Origin of the sequence: Streptomyces hygroscopicus subsp. hygroscopicus (assembly GCF_001553455.1) — a bacterium.
GTDB classification, from domain to species: Bacteria; Actinomycetota; Actinomycetes; order Streptomycetales; family Streptomycetaceae; genus Streptomyces; species Streptomyces hygroscopicus.
On the sequence record NZ_BBOX01000030.1, the window covers coordinates 39,127 to 58,216 of the forward strand.

13 protein-coding genes are annotated in these 19,090 nt (G+C 69.7%); 9 read left to right on the plus strand and 4 right to left on the minus strand.

Annotated features, from left to right (window positions below; genetic code table 11):
- From AXW62_RS04565 to AXW62_RS04585, 5 genes are all read left to right on the plus strand, one after another.
- A complete protein-coding gene (locus AXW62_RS04565; RefSeq protein ID WP_060943339.1) occupies positions 1 to 1,287 on the plus strand; it encodes a TRAP transporter large permease subunit in 1,287 nt (428 codons plus the stop codon).
- A 122-nt stretch (positions 1,288 to 1,409) separates the two neighbouring features.
- Positions 1,410 to 2,414: a glycoside hydrolase family protein gene (locus tag AXW62_RS04570; protein WP_060943340.1), complete on the plus strand. Its 1,005-nt coding sequence runs from the start codon at positions 1,410 to 1,412 to the stop codon at positions 2,412 to 2,414.
- A gap of 68 nt (positions 2,415 to 2,482) precedes the next feature.
- On the plus strand, positions 2,483 to 3,451 hold the full coding sequence (locus tag AXW62_RS04575; protein ID WP_060943341.1) for an acetylxylan esterase: 969 nt from the start codon (positions 2,483 to 2,485) through the stop codon (positions 3,449 to 3,451).
- 127 nt (positions 3,452 to 3,578) lie between these two features.
- On the plus strand, positions 3,579 to 6,710 hold the full coding sequence (locus AXW62_RS04580; RefSeq protein ID WP_060943342.1) for a discoidin domain-containing protein: 3,132 nt from the start codon (positions 3,579 to 3,581) through the stop codon (positions 6,708 to 6,710).
- A 450-nt stretch (positions 6,711 to 7,160) separates the two neighbouring features.
- Positions 7,161 to 9,350 (plus strand): polysaccharide lyase family 8 super-sandwich domain-containing protein, encoded by a 2,190-nt coding sequence (locus AXW62_RS04585; protein ID WP_060943343.1) that lies wholly within the window; start codon positions 7,161 to 7,163, stop codon positions 9,348 to 9,350.
- A 76-nt stretch (positions 9,351 to 9,426) separates the two neighbouring features.
- On the opposite strand, the gene AXW62_RS04590 is transcribed toward AXW62_RS04585, so the two are convergent.
- The 4 genes from AXW62_RS04590 to AXW62_RS04605 are packed head-to-tail and all read right to left on the minus strand — an operon-like array spanning position 9,427 to position 13,649.
- Positions 9,427 to 10,506: a glycoside hydrolase family 130 protein gene (locus AXW62_RS04590; RefSeq protein WP_060943344.1), complete on the minus strand. Its 1,080-nt coding sequence runs from the start codon at positions 10,504 to 10,506 to the stop codon at positions 9,427 to 9,429.
- A gap of 2 nt (positions 10,507 to 10,508) precedes the next feature.
- A complete protein-coding gene (locus AXW62_RS04595) occupies positions 10,509 to 11,342 on the minus strand; it encodes a carbohydrate ABC transporter permease (protein ID WP_060943345.1) in 834 nt (277 codons plus the stop codon).
- Position 11,343: 1 nt separating this feature from the next.
- Positions 11,344 to 12,363: a carbohydrate ABC transporter permease gene (locus AXW62_RS04600; RefSeq protein WP_060943346.1), complete on the minus strand. Its 1,020-nt coding sequence runs from the start codon at positions 12,361 to 12,363 to the stop codon at positions 11,344 to 11,346.
- 11 nt (positions 12,364 to 12,374) lie between these two features.
- The gene (locus AXW62_RS04605) at positions 12,375 to 13,649 is read right to left on the minus strand and encodes an extracellular solute-binding protein (protein WP_244503026.1); all 1,275 of its coding nucleotides are present in this window, start codon (positions 13,647 to 13,649) and stop codon (positions 12,375 to 12,377) included.
- Between the two features lie 302 nt (positions 13,650 to 13,951).
- Here AXW62_RS04605 and AXW62_RS04610 point away from each other — a divergent pair, with 302 nt between their 5' ends.
- The 4 genes from AXW62_RS04610 (at position 13,952) to AXW62_RS04620 (ending at position 19,082) form a co-directional block, all read left to right on the plus strand.
- Positions 13,952 to 14,995, plus strand: a complete 1,044-nt coding sequence (locus AXW62_RS04610; RefSeq protein ID WP_063817520.1) for a LacI family DNA-binding transcriptional regulator — start codon at positions 13,952 to 13,954, stop codon at positions 14,993 to 14,995.
- Positions 14,996 to 15,129: 134 nt separating this feature from the next.
- Positions 15,130 to 15,372 carry a hypothetical protein gene (locus tag AXW62_RS45460; protein WP_252368499.1) on the plus strand — a complete coding sequence of 81 codons (243 nt, stop codon included), beginning with the start codon at positions 15,130 to 15,132 and terminating at the stop codon, positions 15,370 to 15,372.
- Between the two features lie 428 nt (positions 15,373 to 15,800).
- The gene (locus tag AXW62_RS04615; RefSeq protein WP_060943348.1) at positions 15,801 to 17,381 is read left to right on the plus strand and encodes a GMC family oxidoreductase; all 1,581 of its coding nucleotides are present in this window, start codon (positions 15,801 to 15,803) and stop codon (positions 17,379 to 17,381) included.
- A 117-nt stretch (positions 17,382 to 17,498) separates the two neighbouring features.
- Complete coding sequence (locus AXW62_RS04620) at positions 17,499 to 19,082, plus strand: GMC oxidoreductase (protein ID WP_060943349.1); 1,584 nt, start codon at positions 17,499 to 17,501, stop codon at positions 19,080 to 19,082.
- The last annotated feature ends 8 nt before the right edge of the window (positions 19,083 to 19,090 follow it).

The following is a 19,090-nucleotide window of genomic DNA, read 5'->3' on the forward strand; positions in this document are numbered from 1 at the left end:
ATGGGTGTCGTCATCCTGCTCGTCATGGCGGTGGGAGTCGCCGCCATGCTCACCCGCAAACTGCCCACGGCGTTCGCCCTGGTGCTGCTCGCCGTGGTGATCGCGTTCCTGGCGGGCGCTCCGCTCACCGGCAAGGAGAGCGTGCTCGACACGGTGCTCCAGGAGGGGGCGTCCGCGCTCGCCGCCACGATGATCGCGATCCTGCTGGGCTCATGGCTCGGCAAGCTCCTGGAGGAGACCGGGATCGCGGGCACCCTGGTCCGCAAGATCGTCGAATTCGGCGGCGACCGGCCGGTGTTCGTCGCCCTCGGCGTGCTCGCCGTGTCCGCGCTGGTCGGCACCGTGACCGGATCGGCGCCCGCGGCGATGCTCGCCGGTCTGATCGGCATCCCCGCGATGATCGCGGTGGGTATCCCCAAGGTGACCGCCGCGGGCACGGTCCTGATGGGGATAGCCGTCGGCGTGCCCTTCGAACTGCCGGTGTGGCAGTTCTTCTCCACCGCCCTGGACCTGCCCATCGGCACGGTGCGCGGCTTCATGGTGAAGCTGTTCCCGTTCGCCCTGGTGGCCGCCGTCGCCTATGTGCTGGTGGAGTCCCGGCGCCGCGGCGTCGAGCACACCTGGCCCCTGAAGGCGGCGCGGACACGGCCCTCGCGCGCCGACCGCCGCCGGCGGCTCGGCGACGCCCCCTGGTACGCCCTGCTCACCCCGGCGGTGCCCCTCGTCCTCGCCCTCGGCCTGGACGTGGCCATCATCCCCTCGCTGCTGGGCGGCGTGCTGTACGCGCTGGTGACGACGACCCGGCCGCGGGAGATGAACCGCCGCCTGCTGCGCACCCTCTACGGCGGGTTCGAGGTGGCCGCCCCGCCCATCGCCCTCTTCGTGGCCATCGGTATCCTGCTCGCCGCGGTCAAGCTGCCCGGCGCGGTCGACGCCCTGCAGCCCCTCGTCAAGGCCGTCAGCCCGCAGAACACCGTCCTGTTCATCCTCGTCTTCACCCTGCTGGTGCCGCTGTGCCTGTTCCGGGGCCCGCTGAACGTCTTCGGCCTCGGCGCCGGCATCGCGGGCGTCCTCGTCGCCACCGGCATCTACCCGGCCGTCGCCGTCCTCGGCATGACCGCCTCGTACAACCAGGTCTTCGGCGTGTCCGACCCGACCAGCACCCAGACCGTGTGGAGCGCCCAGTACGCGGGCGTCTCCCCGCACCAGGTGATGGTGCGCACCCTGCCGTACGTGTGGGCCGTGGCCTTCGGCGGTCTGTGCGTCACCGCCTTCACCGAGCTGTGACCGGAGCCGGCCCGATCCGCGTTCCGGACATCCGCGCGGACCACCGCGCCCCGTAGCCACCGAACCCGCAGTGCCCGACCCGCAGTATCCGACCCGCAGTATCCGACCCGAGGGAGCCGATCATGCCCGAGCCGCAGTCCGGCCTCGACCGCCGTATGTTCCTGCGCGCCACCGCCCTCTCCGGCGCGGCGCTCACCGTCGGCGGGCTGGTCACGCCGTCCGCCTCCGCCGCGCCCGGCGGATTCCCGGACTACGCCTACGTCCGCACGCTGCTCACCCCGTCGCAGCTGAAGTACAACCCGACCGGCGAGATCATCTTCCCCACGGTCCGCGGGGTGTACGACAAGCTGGCGCGTCCCCTGGGCCGGTACTACCTCTACTACGCGCCGCACGACGCGCCGGGCGGCATCTGCCTGGCCTACGGCGACTCCCTGGAAGGCCCGTTCACCGAGTACCCGGACAACCCCATCGTGGCGAACAGATGGGACCCGCACTACTCGGTCAGCCACGTCTCCTCGCCGCACGTGCTGTGGAGGGAGGACCTCAAGGAGTTCTGGCTGTACTTCCACGGCGAGAACACCACCACCCGCCTCGCCCGCTCGAAGGACGGGATCCACTTCACCTACGACAAGGTGGTTCTGAACACGTCCATGATGCCCGCCGGCACCACCGAGACGTCCTACGCCCGGGTGTTCCGGCACGACCTTCCCGCCCGCGGCGCCCACTACGTGATGCTGTTCATGCTCAACAACACCACCAACCACCGGGACATCGGCTGGGGCTGGTCCGCGGACGGTCGCGACTGGACCTTCGCCCAGACGCCGCTGGTGCGCCACTCGGACGTCGGCGCGGTCAACGTCGGCGGGCCGCACCTGCTGACCCGCGGCGGCTCCGCGTTCGTCGTCTACAACAAGGACAAGGAGAGCGGCGGCGACCTCATGATCACCGAGGTGGGCAAGGACTTCTCGCTCCGCAAGCACCTCGGCGTCTTCTACGACTCCCGCTCGTCGGCGCCCGAGAACGGCCGGGCCGCGGCCCCCTCCTTCGGCACGGACCACGGCGTCCCGTACATGATCTACGAAGCGGGCGAACGCCTCGCCGGATCCATCGCGGTGGCCCGGGGATAGCCCCGGTCCCCGCCCGAACCGGGTACGCACCACACGACCGTCCGTCCTCCTGGGGAGAGCAGTCCCGCATGGCACTCTTCGACCTTCCACGCGAACAGCTGCACCGTTACCGCAGCGCCTCCGCCGAACCGGACGACTTCGACGCGTTCTGGTCCGCCACCCTGGCGGAGGCCCGGCGGTACGACCTCGACGCCCGCTTCGAGCCCGTCGACACGGGCCTCAGCACCGTGCGGGTGTACGACGCCACGTTCGCCGGCTTCGGCGGTCACCCGGTGAAGGGCTGGCTGACGCTGCCCGCGGAGATCGCCGAGCCGGTGCCCCTCGTCGTGGAGTTCGTGGGGTACGGAGGCGGGCGGGGCCTGCCCCACGAGCACCTGCTCTGGGCGTCCACCGGCCGGGCGCACTTCGTGATGGACACCCGCGGTCAGGGCAGTGGCTGGGGCGGGGGCGGGGACACCCCGGACCCGGTGGGCGCCGCCCCCGCCTACCCGGGATTCATGACCCGCGGGATCGACGCGCCCGAGAACCACTACTACCGGCGGGTGTTCACCGATGCCGTGCGGGCGGTGGAGGCCGCCCGCACGCATCCGCTCACCGACGCCTCCCGTACCGCGGTCATCGGTGAGAGCCAGGGCGGAGGCATCTCGATAGCGGTGGCAGGACTGGTCCCCGACCTGCTGGCGGTCGCCCCGGACGTGCCGTTCCTGTGCGACTTCCCGCGCGCCGTCACCCTGACGGACTCGGGCCCGTACCGGGAGATCGGCCTGTTCCTCCGCACGCATCGCGGCCGCACCGGAGAAGCGCTGCGCACGCTCTCCTACTTCGACGGCGTCCACTTCGCCGCTCGTGGCCGGGCACCCGCGCTCTTCTCCACCGCGCTCGAGGACCAGACGTGCCCGCCCTCCACGGTGTTCGCGGCCTTCAACGCCTGGGACCACGAGGACAGGTCCATCGAGGTGTACGACTTCAACGCCCACGAGGGCGGCGGGCCGTACCAGGCGGCGGCGAAGCTGAGGTGGCTCAGGCCCCGGATGTGACGCCGGCAGCACCCCGCGAAAGCCGGTGAACGGTCGGCGTCACACCCGTTGACGCGCGGACCGGAATCGCCGAAGAATCTGCGGGCCCCTTCAGACAACGTTGTCGAGCACTCGGAGGTATCGCCCCGTGTCGCACTCGTCCCCGCCCCTCCGCCGCCGCCGCTTCCTGCACCTCGCCGGGCTCACGGGCGCGCTGGCCGCCCTGCCTCCGCTCACCGGAGCCGCGAGCGCCCACGCCGCGCACGGCGGCACGGATACGCCGCCCGATGCCGTCGCGGCCACCTACCTGCGGGTGCTCCTGGACCACACCCGGTGGTCCGAAACGCAGTGGGACGAGGCCAAGGGCCACTACAGCGCCAAGGACTTCGGGTTCGCCGTGGTCCTCGGCCACGCGGTGCTGCTCACCCACGGCACCTACGACGCGGCGCGTGCGGGCACCGACCGGGAGACCCTGAAGCGGCGCACGCTCGCCACCATCCGCCACTTCGCCGCGTCGAACCGGCTCACCGGCGGCGACGAGTGGGGCCGCAGGCTCTTCTTCGACACCACCTTCCAGTCGTACGTCGTCCTCGCCGCCCGGCTGCTGTGGCAGGACCTCGACACCGCCACGCGGCACAACGTCGAGACCATCGTCCGCGAACAGGCCGCCTACACCACGTCGTTGGGCAGCGGCGACGACCCCGCCTCGGGCGACTGGACGCCGAACGGCCTGAACGGCGGATACGTCGGCGACACCAAACTGGAGGAGATGGGCCTGTACGCGCAGACCCTCGCACCCGCGCTCGCCTGGGCCCACGACGACCACCGCGCCGCCGACTGGGCCACGTGGTACGGCATCTGGTCGCGCAACGAGGCGGGGCTGCCGCCCGCCGACCTCGCCAATCCCGTCCGCGTGGACGGCGTCGCCGTCTCCGAGAACACCGCCCGCAACCTGTACGACACCTTCATCGTCGAGAACCACGGCTCCTTCGGCCCGCACTACCAGGAGGAGCTGTGGCGCACCTCGGGCCGCAACGCCGCGCACTTCCTGGCCGCCGGACGCCCCCTCCCGCAGGTTCTCGCGCGGCAGCCGAACGCCCAGCCGCTGTGGCACACGCTGCTGGGTGTCATGAGCGACGCGGGCGAACCGCTGATGCCGATGGTCGACGACCGCGAGCACCTCTACGGCAGGGACGTCATCCCGCTCGCCTTCCTCTCCCAGGTGATGCGCGACCGGGCCGCGGCGCGTGCGGAGCGGGAACTGGCGTCGCGGCTGGAGGCGTACCAGCAGTACCCGCCCGAGCACCGGATGGCCAAGTTCTCGGGGGAGCCGAAGTACGAGCCGGAGGCACGCGCCGAGATCGCGATCAGCTACCTGCTGCACGTGTGGGCGGCGGCGAACGGGCGGCCCGTCGAGCCGCTGTCGCGCGAGGAACTCTTCGCGCGGGCCTCCGGTGTCACGGACTTCGGGACCGGACCAGGACTGGTGTCGCACCAGTCGCGGGCCGCGTGGGCCGGTGCCGTGACGAAACCCGGGTTCGTGAAGTTCGCCTGGCAGCCGGCCCACGACGACTGGCTGTTCCGGCTCGGCGGCGCGACCCCGATGTTCCTGCCCGCCACCGCCGCGAAGGTCCAGGGCCGTACCGTGCGCGTCTACGAGTCCCTGCGCGACGGCTTCGACGGCAGCGCGACGCTCCTGCGCCTCGATGGCGGCTGGGCCGGGTTCGCGACGCTCCCGAGGGGCTCGATCGTCTACGCGAGCAGCGGCACCGCTGACGCGGAGGGCCGGCTCGAGGTGCACAACCTGACGATGCCCGGCATGCCGGGGCTCGACGGCGCGCGCACCTACCGCTTCGAGGAGGGCGAGGCGACCGTCCGCGCCCGCGACACCTCCGCCGGCACACCCGCCGGACGGGTCGACGACCTCGGCTTCACCCCCACGACGGTGCGCCACGTCCGCATGCTCGGCGTGCGGCCCGACCCGGCGTACGGGTACTCCCTGTACGCCTTTGAGGTGCGCGACGGCGCCCAGGGCGCGGACCTCGCCCGCGGCGGGTCCGCCACCGCCTCGTCGGCCGACGCCGGGAAGGGCGCGCCGCTCGCGGTCGACGGCGACGCGGCCACCCGCTGGGCGGTGTCGAGGGCCGACCGTCCGCGCGCCGACAGCTGGCTGGCCGTCGACCTCGGCGCCGAGCGCCGGATCGACCGGGTCACCCTGCGCTGGGAATCGGCGGCCGGCCGCGGCTACCGCATCCAGGGTTCCGTGGACGGCCGGGACTGGCGGGACCTCGCGACCGGGCCGAGGCCGGCGGTGAGCAGCCGCGGCGGCTGGCTCGACGTCGAGGGACGCGCCGGGCTCGTGGTGCGTGACGGCCGGAACCCGATCGGCGTCTACGACGACACGATCGTCCTCGGCGACGGCCCGGCGGCACCCCTCCTCGTCGAGGGCTTCCCCGGCACATCGGCCGGGGAGCTGCGCGCGATCGCCCGGAGGGCCACGCCCTCGGCGGAGGCCACCGAGGTGCGCACGACGCTGACGGACGGACACCTGACCCTGTTCAACCTCTCCGGCGAGCCCATCAGGACGCGGATCGCGATCCCGCGCACCGGCACGGACACCGTGGTCTTCGAGGGCACACAGACACTGACCGCCGACGGCACGGCCTTCGAAGCCGCGCTGCCCGCCGCCACGGCGGTCGTGCTGCCCCCGCGCTTCACGCTCACCCCCGTCACCAGCCGACGCCTGCCGTCGGGTCTGCGGGTCCAGGTGGTCGACGGCGCGACCGTACGCCTGTCCGGGGCCTCCTGCACCCTGCGCGTCCGGGCGCAGGGGCGCAGCGAGGTCGCCGCCGTCAGGGCGGGCCGGACGCTCACCGTCGTCCTGGCCGGCGCGGCCGCCCACCCGCACGACGACCTGGCCCTCGGCAGGACCGTCTTCCCCACGAGCCCGCTGCCGGAGGGCATGTCCGACCCCGCGGCGGCGGTGGACGGCGACACCCGCACGGCGTGGCGGCCGGGTCCGCACGGCCGCATGGTCGTGGACCTCGGCGCGGCCCGCCCGGTCCGCCTGGTGGAGACCGAATGGACGGCGGACGCGGCGCCGGGCGCGAAGGTCGGCTTCAGCACGGACGGCATCACCTACCGGGACGCCGGGACCCTCACCGGCCGGGGCCGCGTGCGCCGGCTGACCGCCTCCGGGACGGCCCGCTACGTCAGCCTCGAGGTCGACGGGCCGGTGCCCGCGGCGGCGCCACGCCTGCGGCGCCTGACGGTGCGCTGACCGCTCCGCGCCCGCCGACCCAGCCGACCCCGCCGACCCCACCGACCCCACCGACCCCGCCGGGCCGGGTCGGTGCCGGGAGCGCGGTCAGGCCCGTCCGGCGCGTCCGGCGCGGCTGGGGCGACCGCCTCGCCCGCTGGTGGTGAAACGGGACAGCGGCAGGCCGAAGGCGCGGGGGGTGGCCGTACCCGTTCCCGTCCGGGTACGGCCACACGATCGCGAAGTCCGACGGGAGTACCAGGGGGCCGAAGCCGCCCTCGCCCACCGGCGTCACGACTGTTGACGTACCCGGGCCGTAGCCGGTAACTGTTTACCAGCCACTTTCAAACCGGTTTAGAAAACGGCCGAGCCGAAGCCGTGACCGAATCAGCACCCGGAAGACCTCGTCAACCGAACGCACGCCCCCACGGCAAGCGTTGTCAGGATCTGGGCGCGCCCAAAGGAGTCCGCATGACGGAAAACGGAGTCGTACCCCTGCCCGATCGACGTCGCGTCCTGCTCGGGGGCCTCGGGATCACCGCCGGTGTCGCCGGGCTGACGCTGTCGGTGCCAGCTCTCGCACGGGCTGCGGAGGCCGCTGGGAGCCGAGCGGTCACGGATGACATTCAGCTCATCATCGAACGCCTGCGGCAGCGGTTTCTTGCCCAGGGCGACCAGGTGAGGGTCGCCAATGGCATCTTCCTCGCCCGTACGTCCGAGGCCCTGGCCTATGCCGAGTCCCTGCACGCCGACGGCTCGTGGCCCGATGTGGACTACGACGACACCACCAGTTCCGCCAACGGCCGGGTCTGGTCGCCCTATCACGCGCTGTACCGCATGATCGCGATGGCTCACGCCTACCGTGACCCGGATGCCGCGGGCTACGGCAAACCGGAGCTGATCGAGGCCCTGAACCGTGCGCTTCTCTACTGGGACAGTGTCAAACCGACCAGCACGAACTGGTGGGAAGTCGAGATCGGCAAGTCGATGGCCATGGGCCGGGTGTCGATCTTCGTCGGCGACGAACTCAGCACCGAGGCGCGGGAGGTGACCTACGCCCACAACACCGGCCGCCTGGACCCGGTCGGGGCGAACGGCTCCTGGAGGACCGAGAATTACCTCTATGAGGCCATCGCGAAGCACGCGACCGCCGACATCGAGCGGGGTTACGCCACCATGTCGCAGACGGTCGCCGTCGACAGCAGCGGTAAGGTCACCGAGGCCGTGCAGGTGGACGCGTCCTTCTGGGCACATGGGGCGCAGCTCTACAGCGAGGGCTACGGCATGGCCCTGTTCACCATCGTCGCGGCCTGGGCCGATGTCGCACGCGGCACCAGCTTCGCCTTCTCGCCCGAGGACATCGACGCCATCGCCTTCTACATCCTCGACGGGACCCGCTGGCTGATCCGCGGGGAGATCGGGATGATGTATCTCGGGTACCGTCCCCCCAACACCATCGACGGCGTGACGAGTTACGCGGCCGACTTCCTCGAGCCGCTCGACCGGATGGTGCGGGCCGATGAGAGAAACGCGGCGGCGTATCAGCGGCTTGCCGACAATATCCGCGGGAAGATCCGGGGGAACGGCGTCACCGGGCACAAGTACTTCTGGCGCTCGGAGTTCTCCTCACATCTGCGGGACGCGTACGCAATCTTCACCAGGGTCAATTCCCCTCGGATGAAGGGCAGCGAGTACCGCTCCACCTTCCGGCCCGAAGTCGGCAACGAGATCGACTGGAATGCGGCGGGAGCCACCTCGATCCAGGTCACGAACCGGGAATACGACGACCTCGTACCCGCCTTCGACTGGTTCCACTACCCGGGTGTCACCGCGCCTTACACCAAGGTGACGACGCAGTCGAGTCCCGCCAACCGCGGCAGCTTCACCGGCGGCGTCTCCGACGGGCGTTACGGGGCAAGCGTCTTCACCCTCGACCGGTTCTCGACGACGGGGCGCAAGAGCTACTTCTCCTTCGACGACGAGATGGTCGCGCTCGGCGCCGGGATCAGTTCCACCTCGCAGCACGCCGTCCATACGACCGTCAATCAGGGAGCGGCCCGGCCCAACGCCTCCGTCGGCGGCAAGGCCGTACGCCCGGGGACCGATTCAGCCGCCACCGGCGCCTCATGGGCGTACAACGACGAGATCGGCTATGTCTTCCCGGAGGGCGGGCCGTTGAAGGTCTCGAACAAGGAGCAGACCGGGAGCTGGCTCGACCGTGATCCGGTGAAGCGGAATGCCTTTACCCTCTTCTTCGACCACGGCACCACCCCGGATGGAGCCACCTACGCCTACATCCTCCTTCCCGGCGCGACACCCGAAAAGGTCCGCTCCTATGCGGCCAGGCCGGTCGTCAAGATCCTGCGCAACGACGAGCAGATCCAAGCGGTCCGCCACCCGCGGCTGCGGCTGACGATGGCGGCCTTCCATGCCGCGGGCTCCCTCGACCTGGGATCAGGCCGCACGCTGCGGGTCGATCAGCCCGCCATCATCATGCTCGACGAGGGCGGCAGGTCCGCCGTGGTGAGCGTCGCCAACCCCGACCAGCCCGGCCTGACGGTCTCCGTCACCCTTGCCGCCCCCGGCCGCACCCGTCGTGCCGGCTTCCCGCTGGGCGCCGGCCCGAACCTCGGCAAGACGGTGACGCAGCCGCTCAGGTGACGCGAAGCGCAGACATCAACGGGCTTGCGGCCGACGGCTTCTCTCCGTCGGCCGCAAGCCCGTTCAGGTCAGAGGGTCAGTCCGCGGTCCGCTCCAGGGCGGCTACGCCGATCGCGCTGTCCGCCATCCCGTAGAACACGTAGACGGTCCCCGCGATGCGCTCGATCGCGGTCGGGAAGACAACGTTGCCAAGCGTTCCTGTCGTCTCCTCGCGGGTCTCCGGAGACAGCCACGGCTCCTGCGAGCGCGCCAGCACCCGCGCCGGATCGTCCGGGTCCAGCAGCATGCCCCCGGCCCGGTAGACGGCGCCATGGCTGAGCTCGAAGCCCCTCGCGACCGGCCCGGTCACACCGTGGTGGATGAGCAGCCAGCCCTCGGGCACCCGCAGCGGCGGCGGACCCGCACCGATCTTCGCCGTCTCGAACGGCATCGTGGGAGCGGCCACTGGAGCGGAGTGCCGCAGCGAGGTCAGCGCCGAAAGATCGCGGCGGGCCGCCTCGGCGTCCACGTACGCGATCCAGATCGACGGGCGGCCGTCGGCCACCCCGGCCGGGGCCGGGGCGCCCTCGCCCGGGCGCAGCCAGTCCAGGTCCCACATCGGCCGGTGCAGCATCGCAAAGCTCGCACGGCCGTCGGGGCCGGGCACGATCTCGGGGAAGAAGACGAGGTCTTTATTGGGGAAGAAGTTCAAGTCGGTGGACAGGTGCGGCTGATACGTGAAATGCAGTGGGCCCAGACGGCGCCAGCTGATCGTGTCCGTGGAGACGGCCAACGCGGGCCGCGGGCCGAGCGGACCGTAGGCGACGTACGTCATGACGTGCACGCCCAGGTCGGGGATGAAGGTGATGCGGGGGTCCTCCACGCCGGCGTTGTGTGCACCCCGCTCGAAGCCTTCGTCCGGGGACAGCACCACGCCCTGGCGCTCGACGCCGACCGGTACGCCGTCTTCGATCACGACACGGGCGCGGCCGATCCGGGAGACATTGCCTGCCGCGACCATGCGGGGGAAGAGATAGAGCTCGCCGTCGGGTCCCCAGGCGGTGGCCGGATTGAGGACGCCCTCGGCCTCCAGGGGGTCGGTGGGGTCGGCGTTCATGAGCACGCCGACCCGGTTCAGTGCGTACGGGAGCGCGCTGTCGGTGTTGAGCCGGGTCATACCTAGCCTTTGATCGCGGAGCCGAGGTTGGCGGAAGTGAAGTGGCGCTGGAAGAGCAGGAAGAGGACGACGGCCGGCACCGCCAGCACGCAGGCACCGGCGAGCACAGCGCCCATGGGATTGGCCTGGAAGGTGGAATTGGCCTGCGAGAAGTTCGCCAGGCTGACCGCGAGGGGCTGCATCTCCTGGTCCTTGGTCACCAGGAACGGCCAGAGGAACTCGTTCCACGGGCCGATGAAGGTCACCAGCATGGCTGTGAGAATCGCCGGGCGCACCAGTGGCACCGCCACGGAGCGCAGGATGCGCAGCTCACTCGCTCCGTCCATGCGCGCCGCGTCGAAGATCTCGCGCGGGATCTGGAGGAAGTACTGGCGGAAGATGAGCACGGCGACGGAGTTGATGGCGAACGGCAGGATCATTCCGGCGTAGCTGTCGGCGAGGCCGAAGTACCGCACCACCATCACGTACAGCGGGATCATCAGCAGCTGGAACGGGATCGCCTGGACCAGCAGGACGAGCGCGAACACCAGGCCGCGGCCGCGGAAGCGCAGGATCGCCAGGGCGTAGCCGGCCAGCAGGCCGAAGACCAGCGTGCAGGCCACCACCCCGACCGTCATGATCAGCGAGTTGGCCAGGGCGCCCAGCAGGCTGAACGAGTCGTCGATACCCGCGAGGTTGTCCAGGGTCAGGTTGCCCGGCTTGGGCAGCAGGCCGCCGAGGCCGGTGTCGCGCTTCTTCTGCAGCGCCCCGATGAGCATGTAGTAGAACGGCAGCAGCGCGGCGATGGCGCCGAGGCCGAGCGCGGCGTAGCGCAGGATGCGCAGGGTGCGGGCCATATCAGTCCCTCTCCATGACGCGCCGGGCGACGGTCGCGATGATGAGCACGCCGGTGACGAGGATCAGTCCGATGGCGGCCGCGGCATCCGGCTCGCCCTGCTCGATGCCCCGCTGGTACACCAGCAGCGCGGGGGTGAGCGAGGCGCCGCTCGGGCCGCCGCCGGTGAGCAGGAACGGCTCGGTGAAGATCTGCCCGGCGGTGATGATCGACAGCAGGATGACGAGCGAGGTGACGGGCCGGACGGCCGGCAGGGTGACGGCCCGGAACGCCTGCCGGCGCCCGGCTCCGTCGGTCAGTGCCGCCTCGTGCAGCTCCTTGGGCACGTTCTGCAGCGCGGCGAGGTAGAGCAGGACGTAGAACCCGAGCTGTTTCCAGGTGACGTAGACGGCGATGAGCGGCATCACCAGGTGCTTGTTCGCCAGCCAGGACGGGTCCGGGGCCCAGGGGCCGAGGACCTTGTTGACGGCACCGGAGCCGTTGAACAGAAACAGCCAGACCGCCAGCGTGGCGACCGAGGCCGTCACGTACGGCACGTAGTACGCCATCCGGAAGAAGCCGCGCCAGTGGGTCGCGGCGTTCAGTGCCGACGCCAGCACGAGCGCCAGCACCACGGTCAGCGGAATGTTGATCGCCATGAACAACCCGAGGTTGGCGAAGGCGCGCTGGGTCTTCTCCTCCCCGAGGACCTCGGTGAAGTTGTCGAACCCGACGAACGGGTGCGGTACGGAGACGCCGGGCGCGGTGAAGAAGTAGTCGTGGAAGGCCATCCATACGCCGACCCCGAACGGGATGATGAACACGACCAGGACGTAGGCGGTGTACGGCGCGGTCAGGACGAGCCCGAGCGGGCTGTTGCCGAGCCAGCGCTCGAGCCGCGGGGCGCCGGGCCGGCGCCCCGGGATACGGCGTTCGGGTGCGGCTGCCGGCGGTGCGTGCCGGGTCGATGGCCGGGGACGCCGGCCGCGGGGCGGATCACCTGCGGCCCGGGTCCCATCGCGGCTGCTGCGGAGTGATGTCATGGTGTGCCTCGTCAGTCGGCGATCTGGTCGTCGATCTGCTGCGCGGCCTTGTCAAAGGTCGACTTCACATCGCCCTTCCCGGGCAGCACCGCGTCTTCCCAGGCTGTGCGGAACGTCTTCCACACCTCGGTCGAACCGGCGATGTTCGGCACGTCCACCGCCCGCGGCACCGCGTCGGCGAAGGGCTGGTAGAAGGGGTTGTCCTTGAGATAGCCGCCCGCGACGGCGGCCACGTCACTGCGGGTGGGGAACTGCCCCGTCTTCTCCAGCAGTGCCGCGTCGTTCTTCGCGCTCATCGAGAACTTGGTGAATTCCCAGGCGGTCCGCTTGTGCTTGCACGAGGTGAACAGGCCGACGTTCTTGGAGTCCGCGAACGTCGATGTCCTGTCTGCCGGTATTCCCGCGGCCGTGGGCAGCGGCACCACGCCGTACGTCACCTTGCCGTCGAACTGTCCCTTGCCCCACGGCCCGGCGATGCTCATGGCGGCCACCCCGTCGGCGAACGGGCCCGCCCACATGTCGCCGCTGTACGCCTCCGGGGACGAGTAGCCGCCTGCGTACATCTGCTGCCAGAAAGCCAGGGTCTGCCGTCCGGCCTGGGAAGTGAAGGTGGCCTTCTTGTCCCTCACCAGTTGCGTGCCGCCGGAGTTGGCCAGGTACAGCGGATAGAAGTCGAACAGCGCATTGGTGTAGTCACTGGTCGCCGGCGGGTACAAGGCGAACTTCGCCGCCTTGCTGCTCTTGATCTTCTTCGCCGCGGCCAGTACATCGTCGTACGTGTTCAGCTCCGGATTCTCGGCGTCCAGGCCGGCCTTTTTGAAGACGTCCTTGTTGTAATAGAGCATGAACGGGTTGGTTTTCCACGGCACTTGATACAGCTTGCCATCCGGGGAACGGAAGCCGTCCACGGCACCGCCGGAGCGCTTCTTGATGAAGGACTCGGCATCGCCGAAGGTGTCCGAGAGATTCACCAGGCCGCCCTGCTTCTGGAATGCGGCGACCGCTGCCGGAGCGGTGTTGTAGAGGAGGCACGGGGTGTTGCCCGCGGTGATCGCGGCCCCGACGACATCTTCGGTGGACTTGCCCGACGGCACCGCCTTGGCGGTGACCTTCTCCTTGGTGTGCTCGGCGTTCCAGGCGGCCACGGTGGCCTTGGCCCAGGCCTGCTCCTGCTCATTCGTCGAGTACCAGATGTCGATCGGTCCCGAGGTCGGCTTGCCGCCGCCGGCGTCGCCCGAACCGCAGGCGGACAATGGCAGGACAAGCGCCGCGGCGGCGGCCAGCACCGTAACGCGCGGAGAACGCCTCATTGTGCCCAACTCCCTTCCATGCGGGTGATTGAGGGTCCGAAGCGACTCCCCTCTCGTCGCCGCCGGCCCGCCCCGCCAGAATGATCACCGCGGGGTTACGAGCGTCATCAAACCGGTTTAATATCTAAGCGTCAAGGACGGGTGCGAAACGTTTCGGTAACCTGGGTGGCGCAGTTCTGCCACCCAGCAGCCGTACGTCCCGAATCAGTGGAAGGCGAGGCGGTATGGTGCGGGGCCAGGACAAAGCGGGTGGATCGGCGGGCGGTTCCCGCCAGGCGATGCCTCCGCCGTCACGCCGGGGCGGGGGCGGTCGGCCGACGATCGGTGATGTCGCCGCGCTGGCCCAGGTCTCCAAGGCGACGGTCTCCTTCGTCATCAACGACCGCCCCGGGGTCAGCCCGCAGGCGCGCCAGCGGGTCCTGGACGCGATCGACCAGCTGGGCTGGCAGCCCAACGCCGGCGCCCGGGCGCTCTCCACCAAGCGGTCCCAGACCCTCGGCCTGGTGATGCGCCGACCGCCGGAACTGCTGAGTACCGACCCGTTCTTCCCGCAGTTCGTCGCAGGCATCGAGACCGGCCTCGCGCCGCTCGGCTACGCGCTCGTGCTGCAAGTCGTCCCCGACGAGGAAACCGAACGGCAGGCGTATGAGCGGCTGGCCCGTGACGGCCGGGTCGACGGCGTGTTCCTCACCGATCTGCGCACCGACGACCCGCGGCCGGCACTCGTGACGGAGCTGGGCATCGACGCACTGATCGTCGGACCACCGCAGCACGGCGGCCAGGTGCCGGCCCTCGGGGTCGACGACGGCAGCGGGGTGCGGCGTGCGGTCAGCCATCTGCGCTCACTCGGCCACCGGTGGATCGGACACGTCTGCGGCGCCGCGGGGTTCGTGCACACCGAGGCCCGGTGCGACGCCTGGCGCGGTGCGCTGGCGGATGCCGGCCTGCCCGAGATCCCACCCGTGGCGGCGGACTTCACCGGCGCGGCCGGCGCCCGGGCCACGCATCAGCTGCTGGACCTCGACCGTCCACCGACCGCCATCGTGTACGCCAACGACCTGATGGCCATCGCCGGGATCACCGCCGCGACCAGCCGCGGGCTGCGGGTCCCCGAGGACCTGTCGGTGGTGGGCTTCGACGACATCCCGCTGGCCGACTGCATCGCGCCACCGCTGACGACGGTGCGCCAGGACGTGCTGACCTGGGGACGCGCCGCCGCGCAGGCGCTGGTTTCGCTCACCGAGGGAGGAGAGTTCCAGGCTGCCGAACTCCCGCCGGTGGAATTCGTGGTGCGGGCGAGCACCGCACCGCCGCGGAGTTGAGTGTGGAGCCGTGAGCGGAGGCGCGCGGCAGGCTCTCGGCTTCGGCCGACCGGTCCCGTCGACGTACGCACGACGAGCGAGGCGGCCAGGACGGTCGCATCGACCGCCTCGCTGCCATCGATGACGTCCAGAAGATGACGTCCAGAAGCAGCCGGGCGGCCACCTCGCCCGGCAGGCCCGGCGCGGTCTCCCCGCGCGCCCGGGCCCACACGCTGCTCGCCCGGGACTTCATGCACGTGGACACCGTCTGCCTCGGGCGTCTCCACGTCTGCTCCGCCATGGAAATCAAGACTCGGCGCGTCCACGGTGTGGGCGTCACCGCCCGCCCGACGGGCGCATGGAGCGCGGCGACAGGGCCGGGTGCTTCCGGTTCCTGATCCGGGACCGGGGACAGCTGTCCGGCGGGAGTGGCGAGCGTTCCGGCTCCGGACGACGCCGCCTGGTACGGCTCACCGCGCACGAGGGGGTGGGGTCGGTGGCTACGGGCGGTTGGCTCGGTGCGGGACAGTGCCACTCGGACAAGGGGCGGGCGAACCTCTTGCTGATCTCTCGGCTGTGTGCCTCGTCTTCTTCACCGGTGCGGCCACGATGCGCAACGTGCCTCACAGTGTGCACTCACGCGGGTGAATATTGCCCACCTCGTGCATGTGCTGAGTATGTCCGACCTCTCTAGCCTCTTCAGGAACCAGTGCGGGGCAAGGCCGCTCCGGCCTGACGCCCAGCTCCCCACCCCAACACTCGTTTCTTCCCGGCACGCGGATGGCGATGACGCAGGTCGTCGAGACTGGATTTCCCTGGAGGCGGAATGAACGCGGAATCGTATGACTACATCGTCGTCGGGGCCGGCTCGGCCGGCTGCGCGGTTGCGGCCCGCCTGTCCGAGGATCCGAACGTCACGGTCGCGCTGATTGAAGCAGGGCCGCCCGCCCGAGGCCGCCTCTTCGAGATCCCCGCGCTTTTCTCGCAGCAGCTCAAGACCGCATTCGACTGGGACTTCGAGACGGAACCCGAGCCCCGGCTCGGAGGGCGCCGAGCCTACCTGCCCCGCGGCCGGGTGATCGGCGGCACCAGCTCGATGAACACGATGCTCTACGTTCGCGGTCACCGCCATGACTACGACACCTGGGAGCGGCTCGGCAACCCGGGCTGGGGCTATGACGATGTCCTGCCGTTCTTCAAGAAGTCCGAGGACAACGAGCGCGGAGCCGACGACTTCCACGGTGTCGGTGGCCCCCTCGCGGTCAGCGACCCCATTTCGGTTCATCCTCTTCTGACGGCATGGGTCGAGGCGGCTCAGGACGCGGGGCACAAACACAACCCGGACTTCAACGGATCCGAGCAGGAGGGCGTTGGCTACCACCAGGTCACGCAGCGAAACGGCCTGCGCTGCAGCAGCGCCGCAGCGTTCCTGGAGCCGGCCGCGGGTCGCGCAAACCTCACCGTTCTGCCCTCGACGACCGCTCTGCGCATCTGTTTCGATGGCAGCCAGGCGGTCGGCCTGGAAGTCGATCACCTGGGAACCGTCCGGACCATCCGTGTCAACCGTGAAATCGTGCTGTCCCTGGGCGCCTACAACTCGCCCCACCTGCTACTCCAGTCCGGCGTCGGGCCGGCCGACGAACTCTCCGCAGGGGGAATCACCCCCCTGCACGACCTGCCTGATGTCGGCAGGAACATGCAGGATCACACCGGGTGCTTCCTCAGCTTCTTCAGCCGAACCGAGCCGGTTCTGGGACCGGACACCTCGCGGGAAGAACAGCTCCTGCGCCGGCACGGTACCGGCCCGATGGCCTGGAACGAGGTCGGCGGCTTCTTCAGCTCCGGCGACGATGTCCCCGCCCCTGACATCCAAGTTCATGCAGCACTGGGCATCGTCCGTGACGAAGGTCTTGCCGCGCCACTGGAGCCTGGAATGTCATTCGGTCCTTACGTCGCACGGCCCGCGAGCCGTGGCTCGGTGCGGCTGCGGCATTCCCACCCCTACGCCAAGCCGCGCATCTTTCACAATTACCTCGACGACGCCGACGACCGCCGGCGGCTGCGAGAGGGCGTCCGTCTGTGCATGCGCATCGCCCGTGAACCGAGGCTGACAGCCATGCTGGAATCGGACCTGCGGGCGGCCGCCGACGCCGGACTCGCCCCGGTGTCGGACAGCGACCAGGACATCGACGACTTTATTCGCACTCAATCGTTCTCCTTCTACCACCCGTCCGGCACCTGCATGATGGGCAAGGTCGTCGACCATGAACTTCGTGTGTACGGGCTCGGGAACGTCCGCGTGGCAGACACATCGATCATGCCGACACTCGTCACCGGAAACACAAATGCTCCAGCCATCATGATCGGAGAAAAGGCCGCCTCATTCATTCGGGCGTCGACCGGCTGAAAGCATTTATGGAACCCCCTCATAAGCCTTGAGAGGGGGCTGACCCATGGGTAATCTGGTCCGCCGGTTTCGACACACTGCTCAGCGCACACAACGCATGTGAGGGAGTTCTGTTTCATGTCCAGCCCGGTCCGAAAGGACTACACACCTCCGGAGCTCCGGCCCGATGCCCTCGTCTCCGTAGGTGCCGCCGCAGAGATCAGCACTGATGTCCTGATCATCGGCTCCGGCATGGGCGGTTCCGCTCTGGCCTGGGCGCTGAAGGACTCCGGCCTTGAGGTACTCGTCGTGGAACGGGGCAATTTCCTTCCACGTGAGCCCGAGAACTCCCAGCCGGCCGAGATGTACATCCGGGGCCGGTACAAGAACGCCGGTTATTGGTACGACGGCAGCTCCGGAAAGCCGTTCGCGCCGGGTGTGTACTACTGGGTGGGTGGAAACACCCGTTTCTACGGCGCCATGCTGCCCCGGTTCCGACGCAGCGATTTCACCGAGGTGGAACACCAGGAGGGCGTCTCGCGCGCCTGGCCGTTCAGCTACGACGACCTGGAGCCCTTCTACACCACCTTGGAGGGTTTGCTCCAGGTGCACGGGCAGACCGGCGAGGACCCGACCGAGCCGCCGCACTCCAAGCCGTACCCCTATCCCGCACTCGACCATGAACCGGAGATCGAGCGGTTCGCCCGATCGCTACGCGGCCAGGGCCTGCATCCGTTCCACACGCCCAACGCCCTGAACGTGGAGACACAGGCCGACCGTGCCGCGGTGACAACGGCCGACGGCTGTCCGGACGAGACCGGTATGAAGTCCGACGCCGAGAACAGAATCCTGCTCCCCGCGCTGCGCGACGGCGTGAAGATCCTCACCGGTGCGCAGGTCACCCGCCTGATCACCTCTCGGGACGGCCACAAGGTCATAGCCGCCGAGGCACGGCACGCGGGCCGTACCGTCCGTATCCACGCCAAGACCTTCGCCGTGGCCGGCGGTGCCGTCAACTCGGCCGCGCTGCTGCTGCGCTCGGCCGACGACCGGCATCCGCGCGGTCTCGGCAACTCGACCGGGCTGCTGGGCCGCAACTACATGGTCCACAACAGCACGTTCTTCGTCGGTGTCAATCCGCTGCGGACCAACCCCACGAAGTGGCAGAAGACCCTCGGCATCAACGACTTCTACGAAGCCGGCCCGGGAACACCCTTCCCGTTGGGCAACCTCCAGATGCTGGGCAAGCTCCAGGCCCCGATGCTCAAGCCCGCGCGCCCGTGGGCACCGAACTGGGCCCTGAAGTTCATGTCGGCCAGAAGCATCGACATCTATCTGACGACCGAGGACCTGCCCTCCCTGGACAACCGGGTACGGGTGGATGGCGACCGCATCATCATCGACTGGACCCCGACCAACCTCGCCCCCCACCACGAACTCGTGCGCCGGGTGACCAGGGCGGTCCGCAAGTCCGGCTATCCGCTGATCTTCACCCAGCGGATGGGTATCGAGACCAACTCCCACATGTGCGGAACGGCCGCTGCCGGTCACGACCCGGGGTCGAGCGTGCTCGATCCGATGTGCCGCAGTCACGACATCGACAACCTCTGGGTGGCCGATTCGTCGTTCTTCCCGTCCTCCGCGGCCCTCAACCCGGCCCTGACGATCGGGGCGAACGCTCTGCGTATCGCGCCGGCCCTGGCCAAGGCGACGAAGAGCTGACGCCGCAA

Bases quoted from the DNA above. Each gene is read 5' to 3' on its own strand.
- AXW62_RS04600 (WP_060943346.1), bottom strand. From the start codon at position 12,363: ATGACATCACTCCGCAGCAGCCGCGATGGGACCCGGGCCGCAGGTGAT.
- AXW62_RS04585 (WP_060943343.1), top strand. From the start codon at position 7,161: ATGACGGAAAACGGAGTCGTACCCCTGCCCGATCGACGTCGCGTCCTG.
- AXW62_RS04615 (WP_060943348.1), top strand. From the start codon at position 15,801: ATGAACGCGGAATCGTATGACTACATCGTCGTCGGGGCCGGCTCGGCC.
- AXW62_RS04590 (WP_060943344.1), bottom strand. From the start codon at position 10,506: ATGACCCGGCTCAACACCGACAGCGCGCTCCCGTACGCACTGAACCGG.
- AXW62_RS04595 (WP_060943345.1), bottom strand. From the start codon at position 11,342: ATGGCCCGCACCCTGCGCATCCTGCGCTACGCCGCGCTCGGCCTCGGC.
- AXW62_RS45460 (WP_252368499.1), top strand. From the start codon at position 15,130: ATGACGTCCAGAAGCAGCCGGGCGGCCACCTCGCCCGGCAGGCCCGGC.
- AXW62_RS04575 (WP_060943341.1), top strand. From the start codon at position 2,483: ATGGCACTCTTCGACCTTCCACGCGAACAGCTGCACCGTTACCGCAGC.
- AXW62_RS04565 (WP_060943339.1), top strand. From the start codon at position 1: ATGGGTGTCGTCATCCTGCTCGTCATGGCGGTGGGAGTCGCCGCCATG.
- AXW62_RS04610 (WP_063817520.1), top strand. From the start codon at position 13,952: ATGCCTCCGCCGTCACGCCGGGGCGGGGGCGGTCGGCCGACGATCGGT.
- AXW62_RS04570 (WP_060943340.1), top strand. From the start codon at position 1,410: ATGCCCGAGCCGCAGTCCGGCCTCGACCGCCGTATGTTCCTGCGCGCC.
- AXW62_RS04620 (WP_060943349.1), top strand. From the start codon at position 17,499: ATGTCCAGCCCGGTCCGAAAGGACTACACACCTCCGGAGCTCCGGCCC.